Source organism: Pseudomonas karstica, from assembly GCF_009707515.1.
Classification (GTDB): domain Bacteria; phylum Pseudomonadota; class Gammaproteobacteria; order Pseudomonadales; family Pseudomonadaceae; genus Aquipseudomonas; species Aquipseudomonas karstica.
This window is the reverse complement of sequence record NZ_WLYI01000006.1, coordinates 1-26,573: the sequence shown is the minus strand read 5'-3', so window position 1 is coordinate 26,573 and position 26,573 is coordinate 1. Positions and strand designations below refer to the sequence as shown.

The 26,573-nt window shown below is 57.7% G+C and carries 29 protein-coding genes and 1 tRNA gene; 25 read left to right on the top strand and 5 right to left on the bottom strand.

The window, feature by feature from the left end; genetic code table 11:
- The first annotated feature begins 42 nt into the window (after window positions 1-42).
- Window positions 43-1,260, top strand: coding sequence for a bifunctional glutamate N-acetyltransferase/amino-acid acetyltransferase ArgJ (gene argJ, locus GIR22_RS06210; RefSeq protein WP_154742477.1), 1,218 nt, complete (start codon window positions 43-45; stop codon window positions 1,258-1,260).
- A 67-nt stretch (window positions 1,261-1,327) separates the two neighbouring features.
- Window positions 1,328-2,272 carry a Nudix family hydrolase gene (locus tag GIR22_RS06205; protein WP_178122120.1) on the top strand — a complete coding sequence of 315 codons (945 nt, stop codon included), beginning with the start codon at window positions 1,328-1,330 and terminating at the stop codon, window positions 2,270-2,272.
- Between the two features lie 839 nt (window positions 2,273-3,111).
- Here the strand turns inward: GIR22_RS06205 and GIR22_RS06200 are convergent.
- From GIR22_RS06200 to GIR22_RS06190, 3 genes are read right to left on the bottom strand one after another with little or no spacing between them, the layout of a single operon-like run.
- Complete coding sequence (locus GIR22_RS06200; protein ID WP_154742476.1) at window positions 3,112-3,690, bottom strand: cob(I)yrinic acid a,c-diamide adenosyltransferase; 579 nt, start codon at window positions 3,688-3,690, stop codon at window positions 3,112-3,114.
- 2 nt (window positions 3,691-3,692) lie between these two features.
- On the bottom strand, window positions 3,693-5,726 hold the full coding sequence (locus GIR22_RS06195) for a sensor histidine kinase (protein ID WP_154742475.1): 2,034 nt from the start codon (window positions 5,724-5,726) through the stop codon (window positions 3,693-3,695).
- 46 nt (window positions 5,727-5,772) lie between these two features.
- Window positions 5,773-6,690, bottom strand: coding sequence for a putative 2-dehydropantoate 2-reductase (locus tag GIR22_RS06190; protein WP_154742474.1), 918 nt, complete (start codon window positions 6,688-6,690; stop codon window positions 5,773-5,775).
- A 124-nt stretch (window positions 6,691-6,814) separates the two neighbouring features.
- Between GIR22_RS06190 and GIR22_RS06185 the strand changes: the two genes are divergently transcribed.
- Together GIR22_RS06185 and GIR22_RS06180 are read left to right on the top strand one after the other, a co-directional pair.
- Window positions 6,815-7,300, top strand: a complete 486-nt coding sequence (locus tag GIR22_RS06185; protein ID WP_154742473.1) for a YajQ family cyclic di-GMP-binding protein — start codon at window positions 6,815-6,817, stop codon at window positions 7,298-7,300.
- A 134-nt stretch (window positions 7,301-7,434) separates the two neighbouring features.
- Window positions 7,435-8,277, top strand: coding sequence for a mechanosensitive ion channel family protein (locus GIR22_RS06180; protein ID WP_154742472.1), 843 nt, complete (start codon window positions 7,435-7,437; stop codon window positions 8,275-8,277).
- Window positions 8,278-8,453: 176 nt separating this feature from the next.
- Here the strand turns inward: GIR22_RS06180 and GIR22_RS06175 are convergent, their stop codons facing one another.
- A complete protein-coding gene (locus tag GIR22_RS06175; protein ID WP_154742471.1) occupies window positions 8,454-9,734 on the bottom strand; it encodes an OprD family porin in 1,281 nt (426 codons plus the stop codon).
- Window positions 9,735-10,438: 704 nt separating this feature from the next.
- On the opposite strand from GIR22_RS06175, the gene GIR22_RS06170 reads away from it, so the two are divergent.
- Together GIR22_RS06170 and GIR22_RS06165 are read left to right on the top strand one after the other, a co-directional pair.
- A complete protein-coding gene (locus tag GIR22_RS06170) occupies window positions 10,439-10,864 on the top strand; it encodes an HIT domain-containing protein (protein ID WP_178122119.1) in 426 nt (141 codons plus the stop codon).
- Window positions 10,865-10,867: 3 nt separating this feature from the next.
- Window positions 10,868-11,074 carry a SlyX family protein gene (locus GIR22_RS06165; protein WP_003193876.1) on the top strand — a complete coding sequence of 69 codons (207 nt, stop codon included), beginning with the start codon at window positions 10,868-10,870 and terminating at the stop codon, window positions 11,072-11,074.
- A gap of 80 nt (window positions 11,075-11,154) precedes the next feature.
- Here GIR22_RS06165 and GIR22_RS26595 read toward each other — a convergent pair whose 3' ends face one another.
- On the bottom strand, window positions 11,155-11,757 hold the full coding sequence (locus GIR22_RS26595) for a cold-shock protein (RefSeq protein ID WP_154742469.1): 603 nt from the start codon (window positions 11,755-11,757) through the stop codon (window positions 11,155-11,157).
- 425 nt (window positions 11,758-12,182) lie between these two features.
- On the opposite strand from GIR22_RS26595, the gene GIR22_RS06155 reads away from it, so the two are divergent.
- From GIR22_RS06155 to GIR22_RS06065, 19 genes are all read left to right on the top strand, one after another.
- Complete coding sequence (locus GIR22_RS06155) at window positions 12,183-12,656, top strand: Dps family protein (protein ID WP_154742468.1); 474 nt, start codon at window positions 12,183-12,185, stop codon at window positions 12,654-12,656.
- 202 nt (window positions 12,657-12,858) lie between these two features.
- Window positions 12,859-13,191, top strand: a complete 333-nt coding sequence (locus GIR22_RS06150) for a ribbon-helix-helix domain-containing protein (RefSeq protein WP_154742467.1) — start codon at window positions 12,859-12,861, stop codon at window positions 13,189-13,191.
- Window positions 13,192-13,409: 218 nt separating this feature from the next.
- Window positions 13,410-13,631 (top strand): FmdB family zinc ribbon protein, encoded by a 222-nt coding sequence (locus tag GIR22_RS06145; protein ID WP_154742466.1) that lies wholly within the window; start codon window positions 13,410-13,412, stop codon window positions 13,629-13,631.
- Window positions 13,632-13,739: 108 nt separating this feature from the next.
- Window positions 13,740-15,515 (top strand): aspartate--tRNA ligase, encoded by a 1,776-nt coding sequence (gene aspS / locus GIR22_RS06140; protein ID WP_154742465.1) that lies wholly within the window; start codon window positions 13,740-13,742, stop codon window positions 15,513-15,515.
- A 135-nt stretch (window positions 15,516-15,650) separates the two neighbouring features.
- Window positions 15,651-16,397 (top strand): YebC/PmpR family DNA-binding transcriptional regulator, encoded by a 747-nt coding sequence (locus GIR22_RS06135; protein ID WP_154742464.1) that lies wholly within the window; start codon window positions 15,651-15,653, stop codon window positions 16,395-16,397.
- 164 nt (window positions 16,398-16,561) lie between these two features.
- Window positions 16,562-17,086 carry a crossover junction endodeoxyribonuclease RuvC gene (gene ruvC, locus GIR22_RS06130; protein WP_154742463.1) on the top strand — a complete coding sequence of 175 codons (525 nt, stop codon included), beginning with the start codon at window positions 16,562-16,564 and terminating at the stop codon, window positions 17,084-17,086.
- Between the two features lie 117 nt (window positions 17,087-17,203).
- A complete protein-coding gene (gene ruvA, locus GIR22_RS06125; protein WP_178122118.1) occupies window positions 17,204-17,815 on the top strand; it encodes a Holliday junction branch migration protein RuvA in 612 nt (203 codons plus the stop codon).
- Window positions 17,816-18,874 carry a Holliday junction branch migration DNA helicase RuvB gene (gene ruvB, locus GIR22_RS06120; RefSeq protein ID WP_178122117.1) on the top strand — a complete coding sequence of 353 codons (1,059 nt, stop codon included), beginning with the start codon at window positions 17,816-17,818 and terminating at the stop codon, window positions 18,872-18,874. It abuts the gene before it with no gap.
- 139 nt (window positions 18,875-19,013) lie between these two features.
- Entirely contained in the window at window positions 19,014-19,469 is a 456-nt protein-coding gene (gene ybgC / locus GIR22_RS06115; RefSeq protein WP_154742462.1) for a tol-pal system-associated acyl-CoA thioesterase, read from the top strand.
- A gap of 1 nt (window position 19,470) precedes the next feature.
- Complete coding sequence (gene tolQ, locus GIR22_RS06110; protein WP_178122116.1) at window positions 19,471-20,166, top strand: protein TolQ; 696 nt, start codon at window positions 19,471-19,473, stop codon at window positions 20,164-20,166.
- 23 nt (window positions 20,167-20,189) lie between these two features.
- Window positions 20,190-20,642, top strand: a complete 453-nt coding sequence (tolR, locus tag GIR22_RS06105) for a protein TolR (RefSeq protein WP_178122136.1) — start codon at window positions 20,190-20,192, stop codon at window positions 20,640-20,642.
- The gene (tolA, locus tag GIR22_RS06100; protein ID WP_154742460.1) at window positions 20,642-21,691 is read left to right on the top strand and encodes a cell envelope integrity protein TolA; all 1,050 of its coding nucleotides are present in this window, start codon (window positions 20,642-20,644) and stop codon (window positions 21,689-21,691) included. The genes tolR and tolA overlap by 1 nt, the downstream gene beginning before the upstream one ends.
- Before the next feature lie 17 nt (window positions 21,692-21,708).
- Window positions 21,709-22,989 carry a Tol-Pal system beta propeller repeat protein TolB gene (gene tolB, locus GIR22_RS06095; protein WP_154742589.1) on the top strand — a complete coding sequence of 427 codons (1,281 nt, stop codon included), beginning with the start codon at window positions 21,709-21,711 and terminating at the stop codon, window positions 22,987-22,989.
- A 52-nt stretch (window positions 22,990-23,041) separates the two neighbouring features.
- A complete protein-coding gene (pal, locus tag GIR22_RS06090; RefSeq protein WP_048727024.1) occupies window positions 23,042-23,542 on the top strand; it encodes a peptidoglycan-associated lipoprotein Pal in 501 nt (166 codons plus the stop codon).
- Window positions 23,543-23,548: 6 nt separating this feature from the next.
- Window positions 23,549-24,358 (top strand): tol-pal system protein YbgF, encoded by an 810-nt coding sequence (gene ybgF, locus GIR22_RS06085; protein ID WP_154742459.1) that lies wholly within the window; start codon window positions 23,549-23,551, stop codon window positions 24,356-24,358.
- 165 nt (window positions 24,359-24,523) lie between these two features.
- Entirely contained in the window at window positions 24,524-25,171 is a 648-nt protein-coding gene (gene queE, locus GIR22_RS06080; RefSeq protein WP_154742458.1) for a 7-carboxy-7-deazaguanine synthase QueE, read from the top strand.
- A gap of 1 nt (window position 25,172) precedes the next feature.
- A complete protein-coding gene (queC, locus tag GIR22_RS06075) occupies window positions 25,173-25,862 on the top strand; it encodes a 7-cyano-7-deazaguanine synthase QueC (RefSeq protein ID WP_154742457.1) in 690 nt (229 codons plus the stop codon).
- A 63-nt stretch (window positions 25,863-25,925) separates the two neighbouring features.
- Window positions 25,926-26,001, top strand: a tRNA-Lys gene (locus GIR22_RS06070).
- A gap of 288 nt (window positions 26,002-26,289) precedes the next feature.
- The coding region (locus GIR22_RS06065) for a C40 family peptidase (protein WP_425502931.1) at window positions 26,290-26,573 on the top strand (284 nt) is incomplete at its 3' end.

Here is a 26,573-nt window from a genome sequence, read left to right as displayed (position 1 = left end):
GATGACGACGGCGCAGACATCACATACTTAAGGAGCGCATTCATGGCTGTTGGTCTTGGTCCTTTGCCCACGTTGCACCCGGTTGCCGGTTTTGAGCTCGGTATTGCTTCGGCCGGCATCAAACGCCCGGGTCGCAAGGACGTCGTGGTGATGCGCTGTGCCGAAGGCTCGACCATTGCTGGTGTGTTCACCCTGAACGCGTTTTGCGCAGCGCCAGTGATCCTGGCCAAGCAACGTGTGGCAGGCCCGGTACGCTACCTGCTGACCAATACCGGCAATGCCAACGCCGGTACCGGCGAACCGGGCTTGGCCGCCGCCGCCCGCACGTGCGCCAAGCTTGCGGAGTTGACCGGTGTCGATGCCAACCAGGTATTGCCGTACTCCACCGGTGTGATCGGTGAACCGCTGCCGGTGGAAAAAATCGAAGGCGCGTTGCAAGCCGCACTGGATGACCTGTCCGTGGACAACTGGGCAGCCGCCGCCACCGGGATCATGACCACCGACACCTTGCCCAAGGGTGCGAGCCGTCAGTTTGTGCATGATGGCGTGACAGTCACTGTGACCGGCATCAGCAAGGGCGCGGGGATGATTCGGCCGAACATGGCCACCATGCTTGGCTATATCGCCACCGATGCCAACGTTTCCCGCGATGTGCTGCAGAACCTGATGCTGGACGGTGCCAACAAGTCGTTCAACCGCATCACCATTGACGGTGATACCTCGACCAACGATTGCTGCATGCTGATCTCCACCGGCAAGGCCGACCTGCCGCAAATCACGACCTCCAGCGGCCCGTTGTTCGCGGCTTTGAAGCAAGCGGTATTTGAGGTGTGCATGGAGGTAGCCCAGGCCATTGTGCGTGACGGTGAAGGCGCTACCAAGTTCGTCACGGTTGAAGTCAACGGTGGCAGCAATCACCAGGAGTGCCTGGATGTGGGCTACACAGTGGCCCATTCACCATTGATCAAGACCGCGCTGTTTGCTTCCGATCCGAACTGGGGCCGCATTCTGGCTGCTGTTGGCCGGGCCGGCGTACCGAACCTGGACGTGAGCAAGATCGACGTGTTCCTGGGTGACGTGTGCATTGCCAGCCGCGGCGCGCGTGCCCAGACTTACACCGAGGCCCAGGGTTCGGCGGTGATGCAGCAGGAAGAAATCACCATTCGCATCGAATTGGGTCGCGGTGAGTGCAGTGAAACCATCTGGACCACCGACCTGTCCCACGAGTACGTGAAGATCAACGCTGAATACCGCACCTGACACAGGGCGTGGTGAGGGGCAGTGCGGCGATCCGGCTTGCCCCTGAATTGTGAGAGGACATAGTGCGGTGAAACGAATTCATGTAGCAGCAGCGGTTATCCGTGGCGTCGACGGCAGGGTTCTGCTGGCGCGCCGTGCCAATACCCAGCACCAGGGCGGTCTCTGGGAGTTTCCCGGTGGCAAAGTGGAAGCCGATGAATCGGTGGCCTGCGCGCTGGGTCGAGAGCTGCAGGAAGAACTGGGCATCCAGGTCTCCACGGCCCGGCCGTTGATCAAGGTGCAGCATGACTATCCGGATAAACAGGTGTTGCTGGATGTCTGGGAAGTCTCGGCCTTTACCGGCGAGCCTCACGGTGCCGAAGGGCAACCCCTTGAGTGGGTGGCTCCGCGGGACCTGGTGAACTATGAGTTTCCGGCAGCCAATGCGCCAATCGTCTCGGCTGCGCGCCTGCCCGGCGAATACCTGATTACCCCGGGTGAGTTGGAAACGCCGACGTTGTTGCGCGGTATCCAGAAAGCTATCGCTGGTGGCATCAAGCTGGTTCAACTGCGGGCGCCAAATGGCTACGACCCCAAGTACCGCGACCTGGCGGTGGATGCTGTGGGCCTGTGTGCGGGCAAGGCGCAATTGATGCTCAAGGGGCCTTTTGAATGGTTGGGGGATTTCCCTTCGGCTGGTTGGCACATGACCTCGGCGCAACTGCGCAAGTACGCCAGCAAGGGCCGACCATTGCCCAAGGATCGCTGGCTGGCGGCGTCTTGTCACAATGCTGAAGAGCTGGCCCTGGCGGAGTTGATGGACGTGGACTTTGTCACTCTGTCGCCGGTGCAGCCGACCCAGACTCATCCTGATGCGCAGCCGTTGGGCTGGGAGCAGGCGGAGCGGTTGATCAGCGAGTTCAGTAAACCGGTGTTTTTGTTGGGTGGGGTTGGTCCTGCGGAGCGGGAAAAGGCTTGGGACGCTGGGGCGCAAGGTGTTGCCGGGATTCGGGCGTTCTGGCCTGAAGCCTGAGGTATAGGTACTTGCCCGTGATGGGCATAGGTTCACTATATATTTTTTATAAGGGCAGGATTTCTGGGGTGGGGTTGGGTACATATCCGTTGCTGCGGTCATGGCGGCTTAGGGTTTCGCTTTTACAGCGAGTCACTTTTGGAAAAGAGCCCCAAAAGTAACCAAAAGGGCTCTTGCCCCACCACTCGGCACCTCGCTCAGGCTCGGTGTGCCCGTAGTCCGACATTGCTCCGGGGGGCCGCCGCACTGGGCCATCCCTGGCCCAGTGCGGCTAAACCGGCGTCCTGCCGGTTTACCCCCCGAATCAATGCCGGACTCCGGCCATCGTGGTTTAACGGGGCGCCTAAGATCAAAATCAAGATCAACAGCCAGATCAAGAGAGTGCTGACTTCGTCAGCGAATAAGGAAGTAAGGGCAAGAGCAACAGCAACAGCGCGTACGCTTCAACGATCAGGTCGGCTGTCAGGCCGCCTCGCTCTGTTTTTGATCTTCGGCGCCCCGTTAAACCACGCTGGCCGAACGTAGGTATTACGCAGTGGGCAAACCGGCAGGACGCCGGTTTAGCCGTGTTGGGCCATGGATGGCCCGTCGCGGCGGCCCACGGAGTAATGCCGGGGAGAGGGCATGCCGAGCCCAGGCGAGGCACCAAGTGGTGGGGCAAGAGCCCTTTGCTTACTTTGGGGCTTTTCCAAAGTGAGTCGCTGTAAAAGCGAAACCATAAGCCGCCATGACCGCAGCAACGGATATGTACCCAACCTAACCCCACAACCCACCCGCAGTTATGTGTAGATACCTATGCCACGATGGGGCCAGGTCAGGCACTCAATAAAAGCGGATCATCAGTGTGGCTTGGCCGCTGCCTGCCACAAAATCTCCGCCACCCCCTGACGTTGGGCAATCACCCGTGCTGCCACAAACAGCAAGTCCGATAGACGGTTGATATACGCCAATCCCACACCCTCCAACGGCTCGACCGCATTCAAGTGTTGGCACCGCCGCTCCGCGCACCGTGCCTGGCTTCGGCACACATGAGCCTGGGCAATCAGCGCTGAGCCGCCCGGCAAAATGAAGTTTTCCAGCGGTCCGACTTCCTCATTCCAGCGGTCAATCGCCGCTTCCAGGCGGTCGACTTCGGCCGCATTGAGCGCCTTGTACACCGGCATCGCCAATTCGCCACCCAGGTCGAAAAGGCGATGTTGGCAGGGTGTCAGTACCTCAATCACATCCTTTAATCCCGGGTGTTGACCGCTCTGTTCTTCCAGTCCGGCCAACAACAGCCCCAATTGACTGTTCAGGGTATCGACTTCACCGATAGCCTCCACGCGCGGATGATCCTTGGGCACGCGGCGACCGTCGCCCAAGGAGGTGGAGCCTTTGTCACCAGTACGGGTGTATATCTTCGACAGGCGAAAGCCCATGGTCAGCGCTCCAGAGTGAGTTCGTGGGGTGGCGGTTGGTTACCGGCCAAAGGCAGGCGCAAGGTAAAGCAGGTGCCCTGGCCGAGGGTCGAGTGCACTTCCATCTGGCCCTTGTGATTGTTGGTGATGATGAAGTAGGAGACCGACAGCCCAAGCCCGGTACCCTGGCCGATTTCCTTGGTGGTGAAGAACGGTTCGAAGGTACGTTTGCGCACGCTTTCGCTCATGCCAATGCCATTGTCTTCCACCTGGATCTCCGCCCACGGCGGGTTGAGCCGGGTGCGCAGGATAATGCGTCCCGGCTCATTGTCATCTTCACGCTGGTGAATGGCCTGGGCAGCGTTTTTCAGCAGGTTGAGCAACACCTGTTCCAGTTCGTTGGCGGTACCGGGCACCGGGCCCAACTGCGGGTCGAACTGGCGAGTGATCGCCTGGCCCTTGAAGTCGAAGCCGATGGTCAGGTCGAAGTCATTGCTGGCAATCTCCACCGCCTGGTCGATCAACGCTGGCAAGTCGCAGGGCGCCATCTGCCGGTTACTGCGGCGGCTGAAGCTGAGCATATGGGTGACGATCTTCGCCGCCCGCGCCCCGGCTTGCTGGATGCCATCGAGCAACTGCGGCACTTCGCGGTTTTGCAGATAGCGGTTGACTGTTTCCAGTTCGATGCCCACCTGTTCGGCATGCTCAAGGTTTTTCGGCAGTTCCGGGGACAGTCGACGGCGAATGTTCTGCACGTTATGCAGGATCGCCCCCAGTGGATTGTTGATTTCATGGGCCATGCCGGCCGCCAGGCCGCCCACTGAAAGCATCTTTTCCGATTGCACCATCATTTCTTCCAGGGACAGGCGCTGGGTGATGTCATCGATACGGATCACCACCCCGCGGCCGGCACCGCCCATCAACGGATAGAAGGTCAGGGCGTAATGCTTGGGTTCATCGTCCTTGACCCAGGTAACCCGCTCGATCCGCTGAACGGTGTGTTGTTCCACCGTGGTCTTGAGCTGCGGCAGGAACGGTTTGAGGGGCTGGAAGGCGAGGAAGATCGGCTGGTTCAGTGCTTCGCCCAGGCGTGTACCGGAAAGGGCGCTGGCTTCCTGGTTCCATTGGGTGACATACAGCTGTTCATCCAGGGCAATCAGCGCCGAAGGCATCGAGTCGATGATGCTGTTGAGATAGTTCTGGAACCCCGTGAGTTTCTTCTCGATTTTGCTGCGCACCTGGACTTCCAACTCCAGCTTGCGGTTGGTATGACGGGTTTCTTCGGCAAGGCCCTGGGCCTGGGAGTAAGCTGCCTGGGAGTCGTCCCGCGCCCGTTTGAGTTGTTGCTCACGGGCTTCGATGCGCGAGAGCATGGTGTTGAAGGCTTCTGCCAGGCTGCCGATCTCGTCATGGTTGCCGCGACTGGCCCGCAGGGCGTAGTTCTCCTCCCGGGTCACCTGGCGCGACAGCTCTTCCAATTGATGGATCGGCCGAGTGATCAGGCGCTTGATCTGCTGGGCGATGACCAGCCACAGCAATACACTGAAAATCAGGATGCCCAGGCTGGCGGTGAGGGTTCCGGTATAGAACGCTCCCGGCAGTTCGCTGCTGGCCACCAGCAAGAGATGCCCCGACGGTTTGCCGGGACGGGGCAAGGTGATGAGCTGGTTGCTGCGAAACTCGGTGATGCGCCAGGCTTCGATATCTCGATAATGCTCTGGCAGGTGCAGGCGATCGCCCGGTTGCATCTGGGCCAGGCGGTTGCCTTCGCCGTCATACAGCGCCCCTGCTCTTAGCGGAGAGTAACTGGTCAACTCGTTGAGCAGGTTCTCGGCCTTGACCGGGGATTCCAGCGCCTCGCTGGCCAGGGACGGGTTGGAGACCAGTCGGCCAATGGCCTGCAGGGCTTGGGGAGCCATGCTTTCCTGGGAAATCCAATAGGCGGCGCTGATAAAGGTCAGGTTGGCCACCAGCAACACGGTGGTCAGCAGCACCAGCAGGGCCGCCAGCAGTTTCTGCCCGACCGGTAGATTTTCGAGACGCTGGCGCAGTGGCATCGGGATTTTCGCAGGCAAGGAACAAGCAGGCAGGGTAGCGCGTGCCTCAGTCGCTGGGCAATCCGCGTGCGTTCAGGTAGTTCACCAGGCGCGCCTGCAGTTGTTGCAGGTGAGGCAAGGTCAGTTGGTGGCGAGTGGCGGCCCGGCAAGCATAGCCCAGCAGATAGCTGATCTCGGTGCGCCGTGCGTTAGCCACATCCTGGTGCATCGATGAGTAATTGGCGGCAGTGGCCTGGATGACGCGCTCCACTTCGGTTTGCAGGTCTTGCGCGGCTGCCGGTTGGCCGCAGTATTCCAGCAGTTCAGCCAGCTCAAGGCACAGGGTGGCGACTTCACAATGATGGGTTTGCAGCTCACCGTTTCGGCACTGATGCAGCACTGTCAGTGGGTTGATGGCGCAGTTGAGGGCCAGTTTGCGCCACAGCCGGGTGAGGATGTCAGTGCTCCATTCATGGGGGATACCGGCGGCTTGCAGGTCATCCAGCCAAAACGGCGGTGCAGGCTGGCCCGCATCTCCCAGCCAGGTATAACCATGGCCGGCGAAGACCACGCGCCAGTCACTCTCGCGAAAGGCGCCTTCGGTGCTGGAAGCGAAGATGCAGCGGGCCTGGGGCAACTGCGCGGCCACGGCGTCCTGGCTGCCCAGACCGTTTTGCAGCAGGATCAGTTCGGCGTCGTGTGTCAGGCGCGGGGCGAGTTGTTTGACAGCGGCCAGGGCGTCATAGGCTTTACACGCCACCAACAAGCGCTGAATCGGTTCGGGGTTGTCAGGCGTTTCGCCGATGATCGGGTAGGTATGGGCATGGCCTTGCTCGACCAGTGTCAGCCCAGGCCCGGCCTGATAGCTCGCCAAGCGTTCGCGATCACGCAGGATCAACCTGACAGGTAGGCCCGCACGAGCCAGGCGGGTGGCCCACAAAGTCCCGAGACTGCCAGCGCCGAGGACATACCAGGTGGTCGACATCAGGTTTTTGCTCCGAAAAAGCCCGCAGTGATGGAAGGAAAAGAACCGTTATAATGGCTGCGCATTTTACCCCAGGCGTGCTCCATCTCCATTGAGTCGCGCCCCTTTTTACTGGAGAAACTACATGCCGTCGTTCGACGTGGTATCCGAACTGGACAAACACGAAGTCACCAACGCCGTCGAAAATGCCGTCAAGGAATTGGACCGTCGGTATGACTTGAAAGGCAAGGGCAGCTTCGAATTCAAGGAAAAGGACCTGGCCGTCAACCTGACCGCTGAGGCCGAATACCAGTTGGAAGCGATGATCGAGATCCTCAAGCTGGCGCTGGTCAAGCGCAAGATTGACGTACAGTGCCTTGAAGTCAAGGATGCCTACGCCTCCGGCAAATTGATGAAGCAGGAAGCCGTTCTCAAGGAAGGTATCGATAAGGAGTTGGCCAAGAAGATCGTCGCCCACGTCAAGGATGCCAAGCTCAAGGTTCAGGCCGCTATCCAGGGCGAGCAGGTGCGCATCACCGGCAAGAAGCGTGATGACCTGCAGGAAGCCATTGCCGCCTTGCGCGCCAAGACGTTCGACATGCCGCTGCAGTTCAACAATTTCCGCGATTGATCCAGGCGTTGGGGAACCCGTAGGTATTTTCGGCGTCCCACGCCCCAGAACCTGCAGAAACGATTGAGCCCTACGGGGCTCGATTGTTATGTGGGCATTATTGAGCCGCTCATCCGCTAAACAGGAGAATCTAGATGGACTTGAATGCTGAAGTGGATCACTTGATCACGGCTTCCCAGGCCTGGGTCCCGATGATCATGGAATACGGAAGCCGGGTATTGCTGGCCATGATCACCCTGGCCATTGGCTGGTGGTTGATCAACAAACTGACCCACAAGGTGGGCCGTCTGCTGGCCATGCGTAATGCTGACCTGGCGTTGCGGAACTTTGTCACCACCCTGGCCAATGTTGTCCTGAAGATCATGCTGGTCGTCAGTGTGGCTTCGATGATCGGCGTCGAGACCACCTCGTTCGTGGCGGCCATTGGTGCGGCAACCCTGGCCATCGGCCTGGCGTTGCAAGGCAGCCTGGCCAACTTTGCCGGTGGTGTGCTGATCCTGCTGTTCCGTCCGTTTCGCATCGGTGACTGGATCGAAGCCCAGGGTACGGCGGGTACCGTCGACAGTATCCAGATCTTTCACACGGTGATTCGTACTGGCGACAACAAGACCGTCATCGTGCCCAACGGCATTCTGTCCAATGGCATTATCACCAATACCAATCGCCAACCGACCCGTAAGGTGGTGTTTGACGTGGGTGTGGATTATGAAGCCGATCTGCAGAAGGCCCGTGAGGTGTTGCTGGAGTTGGCCAAGGATCCCCGGGTATTGATTGACCCGGAACCAGTGGCAGTGGTTTCGACCCTGGGTGATAGCTCGATTACTGTTTCCCTGCGGGTCTGGACCAAGACTGCGGATTATTGGGATGTACTGTTCCTGTTTAATGAGCTGTCTCGCGATCGCTTGAAAGCGGCCGGGATTGATATTCCGTTTCCGCAACGGATTATACGCGTCATGCAGGAAGCTTCTGACAAGTAATGGCGAATAGTCGATTTGAACGGGTCAAATTCGGCTCTTGAGTCAATCTAGTTGGTTAGCTTGCTAGTTACTTGTGAAATAACCCTGCAATAAAAAAGCCGCTCACTTGCGAACAAGTTGAGCGGCTTTTTATTTAGAGCCGGGGCTCTAGGTCATCAGTGTAATCAAACTGCCAATTACAAGATGTTCAGCGGGTATTGCGCGATCAAGCGCAGCTCGTCAATCGATGGCGAACCGTAGTACACGCCATCACCGGAACGGTAGGTGGCTTGACGCAGACGCAGGCTCAGGTCTTTCGCTGGGCCGTTCTGAATCACGTACTTGGCTTCGATGTCACGTTCCCACTCTTTGCCATTCGAGGTGGTGGCGGTGTTGGCGCCGCTACCGGTGATGTAGCGAGTCATGAAGCTCAGGCCAGGTACACCGAAGGAGGCCATGTTGATGTCGTAGCGAGCCTGGAAGGACTTCTCGCCTTCGGCGTTGAAGTCGGAACGGGCGACGGAGTTGGCCAGGAACACAGTGCCGCCACCGTCTACGCCGTAGCCGTAATCACCGTCACCGGTAACCTTTTGAGCGGCCAGGGTGAAGGTGTGAGCCCCGATGGTGTAGGCGCCTTGCAAGCTGAAGGCACGGTTGTCGAGTTCGGTGGTGCCGTCGTTGTAGGCGCGTTGCAGGCCTTGGCCTTCGCTCTTGGTGTCGTAGATGTTGAAGTCGAAGGCAAGGGCCTGGTCGTCGCTCAGTGCGTGGGTCCAGTTGAGGTTGCTGTAATATTTACGGAAGTAATCTTCAGTCTTCGCGTAGTACAGGCTACCGGTGAATTCCGGGGTAAATGCGTAGACGCCACCGATAAAATCGGTCTTCGTCAGGCCCAGGCTGTCATGGTAAGTCTGGCTTTGTGAACGGCTTGCGGTGAAGTGACCGCCTTCCAGCTTCAGGCCCTTGATCTCGTTACTGGTGATCGAGATGCCCTGTGGCAGCTCAGGCAGCAAACGGCTGTCATCGGAAGCGAATACAGGCGCAGTGGTGTACTGGTCACCGACTTTCAGCACGGTATTGGAAAGACGGAACTTGATAGCGCCGCCGCCTTTGGAGTAGTCATCCTGCGAACGGCCGTCAGAGCCGGTCGGGAACAGGCCGGTACCGGCGCGACCCTTGCCGCTGTCGAGCTTGACGCCCAGCAGGCCGATCACATCCACACCGACACCGATGGTGCCTTGGGTGAAGCCCGACTCATACAGGGCGTTGAAGCCCAGGCCGGATTCTTCGGCACGGCTTTGCGAGCCAGGGCCCGACGGGTTGTTACGGAAGTCGCGGCTGAAATACAGGGCGCGAGTATTGATGCTGAAAGTGCTGTCTTCAACAAAGCCCTTGGAATCGTCCTGGGCGGACGCCATTGCGAACTGCGAGGTGCCTGCTGAAACAGCCAGGGCGATCATGCTCCACTTCATCACGCGCATCGTGATTTGCTCCTTTGGTTTAGGAAGAGTACTGCCGTCCCACCTGTATTTTTATCTGGGCGGCTCTTTCTTTTTGTGTCGGCGCAAACTTATCTCACGCTGACATTATTGGCGATACACGCCTGTCTATCCTTTCAACTTCTTTACGGGCCTGTCGTAAATTGCTGGGTCCATGTCGCAAATCCACAGTCCGTTTGTAACCGGACTGACAACTCCAATACTGCTTTTCAAACCCTGGGCATGCACAAAAAGTACTCTGCCCGGTGTTTGAACGCTTCCTTGATAAGCACTGAATCACTGTTGTTTTCGGTCGTGAAACACCTGTGTCCGATCAGGTGGCGTTGCCGACGATGTGGGTGTGAATGCAACAAGCGTGCTCAAACCGGTAACTGAATGTCATTTTTTCGTGAAAAGCCGCCAGGTAATGCAAAAACCGCATAGGCACGGGCTTTTCAAGCCGTTGGGTTTGCTCTTGACGGCCGTGTTCTGCTGCTGTTCGGTGGCCAATGAATCTCGAACCCGGGTAAAACGTTACCCGTTCACCCCATTCAGTGAGTAGTCGGCGGGTGGGCCTTGCAGGAAGTGGGGCATAAACGAATCATTTTGGTGCACGAATTCAGAGCGCCTGCATTCATCGTGAAGCACGGTCTATTCGCAGGTATGCTGGGGGTTTGAAACCTGTCCAGCCGAACGGAGTGACTGCGGTGTTCGCTTTAGATCCACGTCTTCAACAAGACACACTGCCCATCGGGGATTTCCCGCTGAGCCGGCTGCTGCTGTCCAATGACTCGAATTACCCCTGGTTTATCCTGGTGCCGCGCCTGGAAGATATCAGCGAAGTGTTTCAACTGGATGTCGCTGACCAGCAGCGTTTATGGCAGGAAAGCACTGCCTTGGCACAGTTGCTTAATGAAGGGTTTGCTGCCGATAAAATGAATATCGGTGCCTTGGGCAATGTTGTCAGCCAATTGCATGTGCACGTGATCGTGCGCAAACGGGATGATGCGGCTTGGCCTGCTCCAGTCTGGGGCAAGCATCCGGCGCAGCCTTATACTGAAGAACAGGTAGCGGCGATTCGTAAACGTTTGCGTGGGCTATTGCCTGCCGACTTCATCTTTGCCCAGGACTGAGCCATGGACCTGCAAGAACGTGTGACAGACCTGGAAAGCCGCCTGGCTTTCCAGGACGACACCATTGAAACCTTGAATGACATTCTGGTCGCCCAGCAACGGGCGGTCGAACGCCTGCAACTACAAATGACTGCGTTGCTCAAGCGCCAGGAAGAAATGGGTGGCCAGTTCGAATCGTCCGAAGAAGAGGCGCCTCCGCCTCATTATTGATTGCCCTTGGTCTAAGGGTGGGCAATAAAAAACCGCGATGCAGTGTTGGCTGCATCGCGGTTTCTTTTTTGGGGCCGAAATCAGCGACGCGGTAAGGCGGCGATCACGTCTTCAGCTTGCAGGCCTTTGTCACGGTTCATCACGGAGAACTCCACGCGTTGGCCTTCCACCAGGACGCGATGACCTTCGCCGCGGATAGCCCGGAAGTGGACGAAGATATCGTCGCCCGAATCCCGTGAAATAAAGCCGAAGCCTTTGGAGGTGTTGAACCACTTGACGGTCCCGGTATCCCGGTTGGTCATGTCATAGTTTTGCGATGCAGCGGCCGGCGAGGAGCGGTAGAAGCTGATGACCAAGTGAAGAACGATGGCGATCAGGGCGATAACCAGGCTGAGCAGGACGGCCGGGTGGCCACCCACTTCAGGCATGGGTGCCAGCAGGGTGAGGGTTTGCACGACAACAGCCAGTACCAGCAAGGCGCTGACCAGGTTTTGCAGTTGATGACGCGGGCCCTTGTTCCAGTAAGGGATGACTGGAGCCAGTGTCAGGTTAAGAAGACCAAAGAAGGCCAGGTAGAGAGCGTCAGGTTGCTGCAGGTAGGGCAGGGCTTCTGGTTGCAGGCTGGGAATAAAGGACAGCAGCAAAGCTGCAGCGCCCGTTAGCAGGTGGACGATTTTCAACATTTTGATTAGCTCGCGTTAAGACGGATCACAAGGAAGAGCTGACTGGCACGGTTCGCTTCTGAACAATGGGAGGCGTTGGGCACGTGCACGGAGATCAGCCTATGCTGCTTGCCACGGAAAATAACGGCAGCGACACGCTGCCTATTTAACAGCAAAGCCTGTGCCTACTCAAATCAAGCGTTTCAGGCTGTTGCGAGGTTCACGGTATTTCTGTGGCAAACACTTGTCCTAGACAGGTCAAGGGGCTTTTGGGCATCGCACATTTTTTTGGTGGCACTCAAAAGCCTTGCGTGCCTTCGTGTTCGTCCAGCAAAGGACGATTTGCCGCATACCATGAGCGGGATGCGGGCTGCACAAGGCCGCTACTCTTGCTAGAGTGGTTCTGCGCCTGATCAATGAATGTCTATCAACTGAAGGGGATAAACATGGCAATCGATATTGGTATCAGTGAAGAAGATCGTAAATCAATCGTCGATGGGCTTTCTCGACTGCTTTCCGATACCTATGTACTTTATCTAAAGACCCACAACTTCCATTGGAATGTCACGGGCCCCATGTTTCGCACACTGCACTTGATGTTTGAGGAGCAATATAACGAGTTGGCGCTGGCGGTTGATTCAATTGCCGAACGTATTCGCGCACTGGGCTTTCCGGCACCCGGTGCTTATTCGGTGTATGCGCGTCTTTCCTCCATCAAGGAAGAAGAAGGCGTGCCCAGTGCGCAAGATATGATCAAGCAACTGGTCCAGGGCCAGGAGGCGGTGACTAGAACTGCTCGGGGGATCTTCCCTTTACTGGATAAAGTCAGTGATGAGCCGACTGCCGACTTGTTGACCCAGCGTATGCAAGTTCATGAGAAAACTGCGTGGATGCTGCGTTCCCTGCTCGACCCTCAATAGTCGACGCCAGCGAGTGGCGTTGCCCTGACGCCGCTCGCCCGCTTGGCTGCCCCCTCTCGGCCTTCCTGATGCCTGCGTTGGCTTGTCCTACGACGATCAACTCCACGTCTTCTGGCTGCACTTGTCTACTTGATGTTCTATAGGCCCAGCGGCTAATGAGATAACTCATTGAGTGGTTGTCTGGCAATGGAGTGTCAAGTGTATGTCACGCGGAATGGGTAATGGGGTAATGGAAACTTCCGGTTTTCATAAGATAAAAATTGATCCCTTTGTCAAAGGGTTCGATATGCAACTGGCGAAGCCATTGTCTCGATCCGTCAGGCTTAATGGTTTTTCGACGTGCTTGCGACTGGAAGAGGTCTATTGGAATATCCTCACGGAAATAGCCAGGATCAATAATTGCTCCGTCAGCGCACTACTGTCTTACGTGGACCGGGAAGTGCATTTGCGTTATGGCGGTGTGAAGAACTTCAGTGGGCTTGTTCGGGTGGTGTGTGTTGTCCATGCCCTGAAGGGGCGCGATACCCGGGGCTGACTTGGCTGCCCGATGCCTGGCCCTGGCCGGGGTCAGGTATCGGGGGGCAAATCCGGCATCATCCGGGTCTATATAAGGCGCTGCGAGCCGCTACGGCTGCACAGCCTCGATTTACCCTATATAATCCCGCTCTTTGCTGTCGCCGGAGCTTTTCTCCAAGGTACTCTCTATCAAGGGGCCGGCGTGGCGCAGTAGTGATCTGATCGCCGAGACATCCCATGCCCATGTACGATTATCAATGTGCTTCCTGCGGTCATCAGTTGGAAGCCATTCAAAAGATCAGCGCCGCGCCGCTGGTTGATTGCCCCGCCTGCCAGGCGCCCGAGCTGAAAAAAATGCTGTCCATGCCGGGTTTTCGCTTGAGTGGAACAGGCTGGTACGAGACGGACTTCAAGACCGGCTCGAAGAAGAATCTGGCCGGCGGCGACAAAGCAGGCTGAGTTGAACTCTATGCGTGAGCTCTTGCATTATCCGACACCTGAGCAAGGTGCGGTGACCCAGGCAAGACCTCCACCGAATTTCGAATTACGAGAAGTGAAACCACTACCATGATGCGCAGCCATTATTGCGGCCAACTGAACGAGACCCTGGAAGGTCAGGAAATCACCCTTTGCGGATGGGTTCACCGTCGCCGCGACCACGGCGGGGTAATCTTCCTCGATATCCGTGATCGTGATGGTCTGGCCCAGGTGGTGTTCGATCCGGACCGCGCCGAGAGCTTCGCCGCCGCCGATCGCGTGCGCAGCGAATACGTCGTGAAGATCACCGGCAAGGTTCGCCTGCGTCCGGCCGGTGCCACCAACGCCAACATGGCGTCGGGCATGATCGAGGTGTTGGGCTACGAGCTCGAAGTGCTGAACGAGTCGGAAACCCCGCCGTTCCCGCTGAACGAATTCTCCGACGTTGGCGAAGAAACCCGCCTGCGCTACCGCTTCCTTGACCTGCGTCGTCCGGAAATGGCCGAGAAGCTGCGCCTGCGCTCGCGCATGACCACCAGCATCCGTCGTTTCCTTGACGAGAACGGCTTCCTTGACGTCGAGACGCCGATCCTGACCCGGGCCACCCCGGAAGGCGCACGCGACTACCTGGTGCCTAGCCGTACCCACGCCGGTAGCTTCTTTGCCTTGCCGCAATCGCCGCAGTTGTTCAAGCAACTGCTGATGGTGGCCGGCTTCGACCGTTACTACCAGATCGCCAAGTGCTTCCGTGACGAAGACCTGCGCGCCGACCGCCAGCCGGAATTCACCCAGATCGACATCGAGACCAGTTTCCTCGATGAAAAAGAGATCATGGGCCTCACCGAAGAAATGATCCGCAACCTGTTCAAGGAAGTGCTGGACCTGGAGTTCGGCGAATTCCCGCACATGACGTTTGAAGAAGCCATGCGTCGCTACGGTTCCGACAAGCCGGACCTGCGTAACCCGCTGGAGCTGGTGGACGTTGCCGATCAGCTTAAAGACGTCGATTTCAAGGTGTTCAGCGGCCCGGCCAACGACCCGAAATGCCGCATCGCCGCCTTGCGCGTTCCAGGCGCGGCGAGCATGCCGCGCAAGCAGATCGACGACTACACCAAGTTCGTCGGTATCTACGGTGCCAAGGGCCTGGCGTACATCAAGGTCAACGAACGCGCCAAGGGTGTTGAAGGTCTGCAGTCGCCGATCGTCAAGAACATCCCTGAAGCCAATCTCAACGTAATTCTTGATCGTGTTGGCGCGGTCGACGGCGACATCGTGTTCTTCGGTGCCGACAAGTCGAAGATCGTCAGCGAAGCCCTGGGCGCGCTGCGGATCAAGGTCGGTAACGACCTGGACCTGCTGACCTGCAAGTGGGCACCAATGTGGGTCGTCGACTTCCCGATGTTTGAAGAAAACGATGACGGCAGTTTCTCCGCCTTGCACCACCCGTTCACCGCGCCGAAGTGCACCCCGCAAGAGCTGGAAGCCAACCCGGCTGGCGCTCTGTCCCGGGCCTACGACATGGTGCTGAACGGTACCGAGCTGGGTGGCGGTTCGATCCGTATCCACCGCAAGGAAATGCAACAGTCGGTCTTCCGCCTGTTGGGTATCAACGAAGCGGAACAGGAAGAGAAGTTCGGCTTCCTGCTCGACGCCCTGAAATACGGCGCACCACCCCACGGTGGCCTGGCCTTCGGCCTTGACCGCCTGGTGATGCTGATGACCGGCGCCCAGTCGATCCGTGAAGTGATTGCCTTCCCGAAAACCCAGAGTGCTGCCGACGTGATGACGCAGGCTCCGGGCGTGGTGGATGCCAAGGCGCTGCGCGAATTGCATATTCGCCTGCGTGAAGCGCCAAAGGCTGAGTAAGGCTGCTGCGTGAAAGCGCGATAAGGTTTTACGCAGTCAAAAAGGCGCATCTTCGGATGCGCCTTTGCGTTTAAAGAGAGATGTCCTGCCTGGGGCGGGATGGTTAAGGTTTCTAAAGAATTTCGGAGTTGTGTTATGGCTGGCCATTCCAAGTGGGCGAACATCAAGCACCGCAAAGAGCGTCAGGATGCCAAGAAAGGCAAGATATTCACCAAGTGGATTCGCGAGCTGACGGTTGCTGCCCGCCAGGGTGGTGGTGATCCAGGTTCCAACCCACGCTTGCGTTTGGCGCTGGACAAGGCCCTCGGCGCGAACATGAGCCGTGACATCATCGACCGCGCGGTTGCTCGTGGTGCTGGCGCCGCTGACACCGACGATATGGTCGAGTTGAGCTATGAAGGCTACGGCCCGGGCGGCGTGGCGGTGATGGTCGAGTGCATGACCGACAACCGTAACCGTACCGCTGCGGCGGTGCGCCATGCGTTCAGCAAGTGCGGTGGCAACCTGGGCACTGATGGCTCGGTGGCTTACCTGTTCGAACGCAAGGGCCAGATATCCTTCGCGCCGGGCGTTGACGAAGATACCCTGATGGAAGCTGCAATGGAGGCGGATGCTGACGATGTGGTGACCAATGAAGATGGCTCCATCGACGTGTTTACCTCGTTTGCCGGGTTCTATTCCGTGCGTAACGCCCTGGAAGCCGCTGACTTCAAAGGCACCGACGCGGAAATCGTCATGTTGCCGACCACCAGTGCCGAGTTGGACCTGGACGGTGCACAGAAGGTACTCAAGTTGCTGGATATGCTCGAAGACCTGGATGATGTGCAGAACGTCTATTCCAATGCTGATATCCCGGAAGACGTGGCAGCACAACTTGGCTGAACCCCCGCGTCCACTGTAGGAGCGAGCTTGCTCGCGAAAAACTTGAGAACGACGCGAGGTGTCAGAATTCCTGCGTTATCGTTGGCGACTTTCGCGAGCAAGCTCGCTCCTACAGTGGATTGGTGTCGCTGCTGACGCCTCATTTCTATAAAACCGCAGGCGTTATGACTTTAATCCTAGGTATTGATCCCGGTTCGCGCATCACCGGCTTTGGCGTCGTCCAGCATACCCCGCGCGGCTGTATCTACGTGGCCTCGGGCTGTATCCGCACCGGCTCCGGCGAGTTGGCCGAGCGCTTGCAGATCGTCTATCGCGGCGTGCGAGAAGTGATCCAGACCTACGGCCCAGTGACCATGGGCATTGAAAAAGTCTTTATGGCGAAAAACGCCGACTCGGCCCTCAAGCTTGGTCAGGCCCGTGGCGCTGCTATCGTTGCCGGCGCCGAGGAGGCCCTGGAGATCGCCGAATACACCGCCACCCAGGTCAAACAGGCCGTCGTGGGCACCGGTGCAGCCAATAAGGAGCAGGTGCAGATGATGGTCATGCATATGCTCAAGCTCACCGCCAAGCCACAAATCGACGCCTCCGACGCCCTGGCCATCGCTATTTGTCATGCCCATACACGCTCCAGCCTGCTGCCTCACGGGTTGGGCGCGGCACGCAGTCGTGGCGGCCGGCTGCGTCTCTGATAGCATCAGCGCAATCATTCTGCGCGCAGCGTGTGAAAGGCCTGTGTTGTCGGCCATCATGCCCGTGCTATTTCCGGTCAGGCCGCGATCTGACTCAAGTATTTAAGGACCTGAACCGTGATTGGACGTTTGCGCGGCACCTTGGCTGAGAAACAGCCGCCGCACCTGATTCTGGATGTGAACGGGCTGGGGTATGAGCTGGAAGTGCCCATGACCACCCTCTACCGCCTGCCATCGGTCGGCGAGCCCCTGACCTTGCACACCCATCTGGTGGTGCGCGAGGACGCACAATTGCTTTATGGTTTCATCGGCAAGCGTGATCGTGATTTCTTTCGTGAACTGATTCGTCTCAACGGCGTAGGGCCGAAGTTGGCACTGGCCTTGATGTCGAGCCTGGAAGTCGACGAACTGGTGCGCTGTGTGTCGGCCCAGGATACATCGGCCTTGACCAAGGTGCCGGGTGTCGGCAAGAAGACCGCCGAGCGTTTGCTGGTGGAACTCAAGGATCGTTTCAAGGCATGGGAAGTCGTGCCGAACATGTTTGCCCTGGTGCCCAACCAGCCGGATGCGCCGGCGTCCCAGGTGGCCAGTGCCGAAAGCGATGCTGTCAGTGCATTGATTTCCCTGGGCTACAAGCCTCAGGAAGCGAGCAAGGCGGTGTCGGCGATCAAGGACAAGAACCTGAGCAGTGAAGATATGATCCGCCGCGCCCTGAAGGGAATGATTTAAGTGATTGAAGCTGATCGTCTGATTGCGGCCACTGGCCCCCGTGACCGTGAAGAAGTCCAGGACCGGGCCATCCGGCCCCTGAGCCTTGCCGAGTACATCGGCCAGCCCACCGTGCGTGAGCAGATGGAGTTATTCATCCAGGCGGCGCGCGGGCGTAGCGAGTCCCTGGACCATACGCTGATCTTCGGCCCGCCCGGCCTGGGTAAAACCACCCTGGCCAACATCATTGCCCAGGAAATGGGCGTGTCTATCAAGAGCACGTCAGGCCCGGTGCTGGAGCGTCCAGGTGACCTGGCGGCGCTACTGACCAACCTTGAGCCTCACGATGTGCTGTTTATCGACGAAATCCACCGGCTTTCGCCCATCGTTGAAGAAGTGTTGTACCCGGCCATGGAAGATTTCCAGCTGGACATCATGATTGGCGAAGGGCCGGCGGCGCGCTCGATCAAGCTTGACCTGCCACCGTTCACCCTGGTTGGCGCCACCACTCGTGCTGGCATGCTGACCAACCCGCTGCGAGACCGTTTCGGCATTGTTCAGCGTCTAGAGTTCTATAACACGGCGGACCTGGCCACGATCGTCAGCCGCTCGGCCGGGATTCTCGGATTGCCGCTGGAGCCAGAGGGCGCCTTTGAAATTGCCCGTCGCGCCCGTGGTACGCCACGTATTGCCAATCGGTTGCTGCGTCGGGTGCGAGACTTTGCGCAAGTGCGCGCCAAGGGGCATATCACCAAGGCGGTGGCCGATCTGGCGCTGAACCTGCTGGATGTCGATGAACATGGCTTCGATCATCAGGACCGACGTCTACTCTTGACCATGATCGAGAAGTTCGACGGCGGCCCCGTGGGTGTGGACAGCCTGGCGGCAGCCATCAGCGAAGAGCGGCATACCATCGAAGATGTGCTGGAGCCGTACCTGATCCAGCAGGGCTACATCATGCGTACACCGAGAGGTCGTGTGGTCACTCGCCATGCGTATCTGCACTTTGGGTTAAACATTCCGTCACGATTGGGCGAGATGCCCGTAGTAGACGAATTCCTCGATGCAGTGGACGATTAAAAGGGCTTCACCAGACGATTTATTCGACGTTTGTGCTGTCCTAGTGGCTGGCGTCGTCATTCTTTCATTAGAAATGTTTCAGAGAATGAAAAAACAGTTGCCCAGCCGGATTGGCAACCTGAGGAGTAAGCACTAGAGTATGCGCGCGCAAAACGGGGATCAGTCGTTCGTACATCGCTGTCGCGTTTATTACGAGGACACCGATGCCGGCGGCATCGTGTATTACGTCAATTATCTCAAGTTCATGGAGCGGGCTCGAACCGAGCGGCTACGGGAGTTGGGCTTTGCCCAATCCGCGCTTGCAGGGGAGGATCTGTTGTTTGTCGTACATTCCAGCGAGGCCCGTTACTACGCGCCGGCGCGATTGGACGATGAACTGCTGGTCAGCGCGCAAATAACCGAATTGAACCGTGCCAGCCTGCGCTTTAAACAGCAGGTCAGGCGGGCTACGGATGCAACGCTGCTCTGTGAGGGGCAGTTCCTGGTGGCCTGTGTGCGCACCAACAATTTGAAACCCAGGGCCATTCCCGAAACTCTACGCGCGGCCTTTGCCGGCGTGAGCGGCACGGGTAAACATTCAGAGCAGGAGATTTAGCGTGGAACCTACCGTCGTCGACCATTCCTCCATGTGGAGCCTGGTCAGCAATGCCAGTGTGGTGGTTCAACTGGTTATGCTGATCCTGGTAGCCGCATCGGTTACCTCTTGGGTCATGATTTTTCAGCGCAGCAACCTGCTGCGTGCCGGTCGACGTGCCCTGGAGAGCTTCGAGGAACGCTTCTGGTCGGGTATCGACTTGTCCAAGCTCTATCGCCAGGCCGGCAGCAATCCCGACCCGGATTCGGGCGTCGAGCAGATTTTCCGTGCCGGCTTCAAGGAGTTCTCCCGTCTGCGCCAGCAGCCAGGGGTTGATCCGGAAGCGGTCATGGAAGGCGTCTCACGTGCCATGCGCGTCGCCATCTCCCGGGAAGAAGAGAAGCTGGAGCAAAGCCTGCCGTTTCTCGCTACCGTCGGCTCCGTCAGCCCTTACATCGGCCTGTTCGGTACCGTCTGGGGGATCATGAACTCCTTCCGCGGCCTGGCCCAGGCCCAACAAGCGACCCTGGCCACTGTGGCCCCGGGTATTGCCGAGGCCTTGATCGCCACGGCCATCGGCTTGTTCGCGGCGATTCCCGCCGTCATCGCTTACAACCGTTTTGCCGCTCGTGGCGAAACCTTGATCAGCCGTTACTACACCTTCGCCGATGAATTCCAGGCGATCCTGCACCGCAAAGTGCACACCAGCGAAGAATAAGCAGGTAATTCCCAATGGCTTTAATCGCTCGAGCTCGCAAAAAGCGCAAGCCGGTCGCCGAGATGAACGTAGTGCCCTACATCGATGTGATGCTGGTGCTGCTGGTTATCTTCATGGTGACCGCGCCGATGCTCAATCAGGGCGTGAAGGTTGATCTGCCCAAGGTTTCCAGCGAAGCCTTGCCGCAGGACAACAACACCCAGGTCCTGACCATTTCGATCAAGGCTGACAAGACCTATTACTGGAACCTTGGCAGCGAAGTCGACACCCAGAAGCAGCAGGACAAGGCCATGACCTTGCCGCAGATGACCGACGCGGTGAGCAAGATCATTCGTGTTGGCAACGAAGGCGGCAAGCACACCCAGGTGTTCATCCGTGGCGACAAGACTGTCGATTATGGATCCGTCATGGGTGCCATGGGCGGGCTGCAGACGGCCGGAGTCGGTAATGTTGGCTTGATCACCGAGGCGCCCTGATGCACCAACAGCGAGAGCCGTCCGCCTCGGAAAGCTACTTCTGGCCTGGCGTCTGGGCAATTGCCCTGCACGTCCTGGTGTTTGGCATGCTGTTCGTCAGCTTTGCCATGACCCCGGAACTGCCGCCCTCCAAGCCGATCGTGCAGGCGACCCTGTATCAGCTGAAATCGAAAAGCCAGGCCACCACCCAGACCAATCAGAAGATTGCGGGTGAGGCCCAGAAGTCGGCTGCGCGCCAGACTGAAGTCGAACAGATGGAACAGAAGAAGGTCGAGCAGGAAGCGGTGAAGGCGGCTGCGGAACAAAAGAAAGAAGACGCGGCTCAAAAGGCCGAAGAATCGAAAAAGGCTGACGAAGCGAAGAAAGCCGACGAGGCGAAAAAGGCTGATGAAGCCAAGAAAGCCGAGAAAGCCGACGAAGCCAAAAAGGTCGAAGAGAAACAATTGGCTGATATAGCCAAGAAGAAGTCTGAAGAAGAGGCCAAGAAAAAGGCCGCTGAAGAGGCGAAGAAAAAGATAGTCGAAGACGCGAAGAAGAAAGCCGCGCAGGACGCCAAGAAAAAATCCGAGGCTGATGAGGCGAAGAAGAAAGTCGCCGACGACGCGAAGAAGAAAGCTGCCGCCGCCGCCTCCAAGAAAAAGGCCCAGGAAGCAGCGCGCAAGTCCGCCGAAGAGAAAAAGGCCCAGGCCTTGGCTGACTTGCTTTCCGATACGCCGCAGCGTCAGCAAGCCTTGGCCGATGAGCGCGGTGATGAGGTCGCGGGCAGTTTCGATGATCTGATTCGCGCACGGGCGGCAGAGGGCTGGACACGTCCTCCTTCGGCACGCAGAGGCATGACAGTAGTGCTGCAGATCGGCATGTTGCCGGACGGCACCGTGACTTCGGTCAGCGTGGCCAGGTCCAGTGGCGATGGTTCGTTCGACAGTTCCGCGGTTGCAGCGGTCAAGAACATTGGCCGGTTGACCGAAATGCAGGGAATGAAACCTGGCGATTTTGCTCCCTATCGTTCATTCAAGATGACATTCACACCTGAGGATCTAGCCTTGTGAGAAACCTTCTTCGAGGAATGCTTGTCGTTATTTGCTGTATGGCAGGGATAGCGACGGCGGATGAAAAGAACATCCTGGTCACCAGCGGTAGCGATCGGGCCACCCCGATTGCGGTAGTACCGTTCGGCTGGCAGGGCGGTAGCGTGCTGCCGGACGACATGGCACAAATCGTCAGCGATGACTTGCGCAACTCCGGCTATTACGCACCGATCGAAAAACAGAACATGATCAGCCAGCCGACCCAGGCCAGCGAAGTCATCTTCCGTGACTGGAAAGCCCTGGGCGCCCAGTACCTGATGGTGGGCAGCATTGTTCCGGCCGGCGGTCGCCTGCAGATTCAATACGCGCTGTTCAACGTCGCGACCGAGCAGCAAGTGCTGACCGGCAGCGTGTCGGGCACGGTTGATCAACTGCGTGACATGGCTCACTACATCTCCGACCAGTCGTTTGAAAAACTGACCGGGATCAAGGGTGCCTTCTCCACGCGTCTGCTCTATGTGACTGCCGAACGCTTCTCGGTGGACAATACTCGCTACACCTTGCAGCGTTCCGACTATGACGGCGCCCGGGCAGTGACCCTGTTGCAATCCCGTGAGCCGATCCTGTCGCCACGCTTTGCTCCGGATGGCAAGCGTATCGCCTATGTATCCTTTGAGCAGAGGCGTCCACGGATCTTTGTTCAGCACATCGATACCGGTCGCCGTGAACAGATCACCAACTTCGAAGGCCTGAACGGTGCACCTGCCTGGTCGCCGGATGGTTCGCGCCTGGCGTTCGTGCTGTCAAAGGATGGCAACCCTGATATCTATGTCATGAATATGGGCTCGCGTCAGATCAGCCGCGTTACCAAGGGCCCGGGCATCAACACCGAACCGTTCTGGGGCAAGGATGGCTCGACCATCTACTTCACCTCCGACCGGGGCGGCAAGCCACAAATCTACAAAACCAACATTAGCGGTGGTAGTGCCGAACGCGTGACCTTTATTGGCAACTACAACGCCAATCCGAAACTTTCGGCTGATGAAAAGACGCTGGTGATGATTCACCGTCAGGCTGGCTTCACTAATTTCCGGGTTGCGGCCCAGGATTTGGAGCGCGGTAGTGTAAAAATCCTTACAGATACTAACCTTGATGAGTCAGCCACTGTTGCGCCCAACGGCACCATGGTAATCTACGCCACCCGCCAGCAGGGCCGGGGAGTCTTGATGCTCGTGTCCATTAACGGACGCGTAAGGCTCCCGCTTCCTACCGCACAAGGCGAAGTCAGAGAACCGTCCTGGTCCCCTTACCTGAACTGACGCGGCGCTACACGATTTGCTTAACACACTGGGGTTCATTAGGAGTTTCACGATGGAAATGCTGAAGTTTGGTAAGTTTGCTGCTCTGGCTCTGGCTCTGTCCGTAGCCGTTGGTTGCTCCTCTAAAGGCGGCGACAATGCCGGCGAAGGCGCAGCTGTTGATCCAAATGCTGGTTACGGCGCTAACACTGGTGCAGTTGACGGCTCCCTGAGCGAAGAAGCTGCTCTGCGTGCTATCACCACTTTCTACTTCGAATACGACAGTTCTGACCTGAAGCCAGAAGCCATGCGCGCGCTGGACGTTCACGCGAAGGACCTGAAAGGTAACGGCGCTCGCGTTGTTCTGGAAGGTAACACTGACGAACGTGGTACCCGTGAGTACAACATGGCACTGGGCGAGCGTCGTGCGAAAGCCGTCCAGCGTTACCTGGTACTGCAAGGTGTTGCTCCAGGCCAACTGGAACTCGTTTCCTACGGTAAAGAGCGTCCAGTTGCTACTGGCCATGACGAGCAGTCCTGGGCTCAAAACCGTCGCGTCGAACTGCGTAAGTAATTCGTCATGCGAACGTGCCGTCGTGTCGTAACCGTATTGGCTCTCAGCCTGGCACCGCTTGCGGTGTGGGCTGCGGTTCCTGTGGAAGATAGCAACTCTGGCTATAACAATAGCGGGAGCAGTTATCCGCCAGCAGGTTATGGCACTAACGGCGCCTATGCTGGGGGACCGGCTACGGCCGCTCCCTCGGCACAGGGCGAGCTGTTCAACCAATTGCAACGTATGCAAGATCAATTGGCGCAGCAGCAAGGCAGCATTGAAGTTCTGCAAAATGAAGTAAATCGCCTGAAGCAAGAGGGCCTGGAGCGATACCAGGATCTTGATCGGCGCATAGGAACCGGTGTTGCTCCTGCCGCCACTCCTGATAATTCTTCTGCCGGTGGCGCTGCAAGCGCCGCCGGAGCCGCGGTTGCCCCGCCAGCCAGCAGTGAACCGAGTGATCCTGCGAAGGAAAAGCTGTATTACGACGCAGCCTTCGACCTGATCAAGGCCAAGGACTTCGACAAGGCCAGCAAGGCTTTCACCGCATTTCTGGGCCGCTACCCGAACAGTCAGTACGCGGGCAATGCCCAATACTGGTTGGGTGAGGTGAACCTGGCCAAGGGCGACCTGCAAGGTGCAGGCCAGGCTTTTGCCAAGGTCAGCCAGCTTTATCCGAAGCACGCGAAGGTGCCTGATTCGCTGTACAAGCTCGCTGATGTAGAGCGCCGCCTGGGTCATACCGACAAGGTCAAAGGCATTCTGCAGCAGGTGGTGTCCCAATATCCGGGTACTTCCGCCGCTCAGTTGGCCCAGCGAGATTTGCAGCGCTTGTAAGTGTTGCTTTCCCGTTTAGAAGAAACCCGCGCTTGTCGCGGGTTTTTTCGTTAGAATCCACGCCCTTTTATGAAACACGCTTCTTGGGGTTCACGCGTTGACGGGATTCCTTGAAGTGCCTGACGGAGGCGGACAGCCTGTTTAGCTGTTACGCCCGTGGCGACTATGCAAGACACATTACGTATCACCGAAGTTTTTTACTCGTTACAGGGTGAAACGCGAACGGCCGGCCTGCCCACAGTATTTGTGCGCCTAACCGGTTGCCCGTTGCGTTGCCAATATTGTGACAGCGCCTACGCCTTTAGCGGCGGAACCGTGCGCACCCTGGACGATATCCTCCAGCAGGTAGCCGGCTACCGGCCGCGCTACGTCTGTGTGACGGGCGGCGAACCCTTGGCGCAGCCCAATGCCATTGCATTGCTCAAACAGCTGTGTGACGCCGGTTACGAGGTGTCGCTGGAAACCAGCGGTGCCCTGGACATCTCTGCGGTCGATCCTCGGGTCAGCCGGGTGGTCGACCTCAAGACCCCTGGCTCCAAGGAAGTGCAGCGCAATCGCTATGAGAACATCGACCTGCTGACGGCCAACGACCAGGTCAAGTTCGTCATCTGTTCCCGCGAAGACTACGAGTGGGCCAGCTCCAAGCTGATCCAGTACGGTCTCGACCGGCGTGCCGGTGAAGTGCTGTTTTCGCCAAGCCACCATGACCTGAACGCTCGCGACCTGGCCGACTGGGTGGTCGCGGACAACCTGCCGGTGCGCTTGCAATTGCAGTTGCACAAATATCTTTGGAACGACGAGCCGGGGCGCTGATATGACTGAACAAACCCTTGATCAAAAACGTGCAGTGATCCTGCTGTCCGGCGGGCTGGATTCCGCCACGGTAGTCGCCATGGCCCGCGCCGAAGGCTACAGCTGCTACACCATGAGCTTCGACTACGGCCAGCGTCACCGCGCCGAACTGGACGCCGCGGCGCGTGTTGCCCGCGACCTGGGCGTGGTCGAGCATAAGGTCATCGGCTTGAACCTCAACGGTATTGGCGGCTCGGCCCTGACTGACAGCTCCATCGATGTGCCTGAGGCGCCCAGTGAAGGCATTCCGGTAACCTACGTACCCGCGCGCAACACCGTCTTCCTGTCGCTGGCCCTGGGCTGGGCAGAAGTACTGAATGCGCGGGACATCTTCATTGGCGTCAACGCGGTCGATTACTCCGGCTACCCGGATTGCCGCCCCGAGTTCGTCGAGTCGTTCGAGCGCATGGCCAACCTGGCGACAAAAGCCGGCGTAGAAGGCAACGGCTTTCGCATCCTGGCGCCGCTGCAAAACCTGAGCAAGGCGGAGATCGTGAAGGCTGGCGTAGGGCTTGGCGTTGATTACTCGCTGACTGTTTCCTGCTACCAGGCGGACAATGACGGTCGTGCTTGTGGGAAATGCGACAGCTGTCGACTGCGTGCAGAAGGCTTCCAGGCGGCCGGAATGGCCGACCCAACGCGTTATTTCTGATTTATTTCAAATAAGGTGTTGAATAATCCTTAGAAATCAGTATTATACGCGCCACCACACAGCGGGTCGTTAGCTCAGTTGGTAGAGCAGTTGGCTTTTAACCAATTGGTCGTAGGTTCGAATCCCACACGACCCACCATTTTTGGCGGTTTAGAAAATCCGGAAGGCCCACGCAAGTGAGGATTTCCGGGTTTTTTTTTGCCTGTAAAAAACGCCTCTCAGGCTGTCCCGCCTGCAGTCCCAGCCCCGAAGCTGGGCCTGGCAGATACCTATCTCCTTGAAGCCCTTTCGCTGCCTTGCATAAACTTTCCGTTTGTCGGACTGAGAGTGCTCTGAAAATTACTGAGACAGGTCTTATTTTTTAGCTTCTTTCTTATAAATACCATTGTGTTTCATCTGGTTCATGAAACATTTAATGGTGTCTGTGGTGTCAAAATTTACATTGGTTATTGTTTTTACTTACTTCTTTTCGGAGTATCTATTCGCTTCTACGGCGCGTGCCGAGTATTTGAATGCCGGGTATATGCGTCATGACTCAAGTCTTGCCGCCCATACCGATAAACGCATCGATAATGTTGTGAAGCGTGCGCATGAGTTGATCGGCACTCCCTACCGCTGGGGAGGTGCTTCCGTCAGCAAAGGCTTTGACTGTAGCGGGTTGCTGTTTTATTTATTTCGTAGTGAGGCGGGGATCAATATCCCGCGAACCAC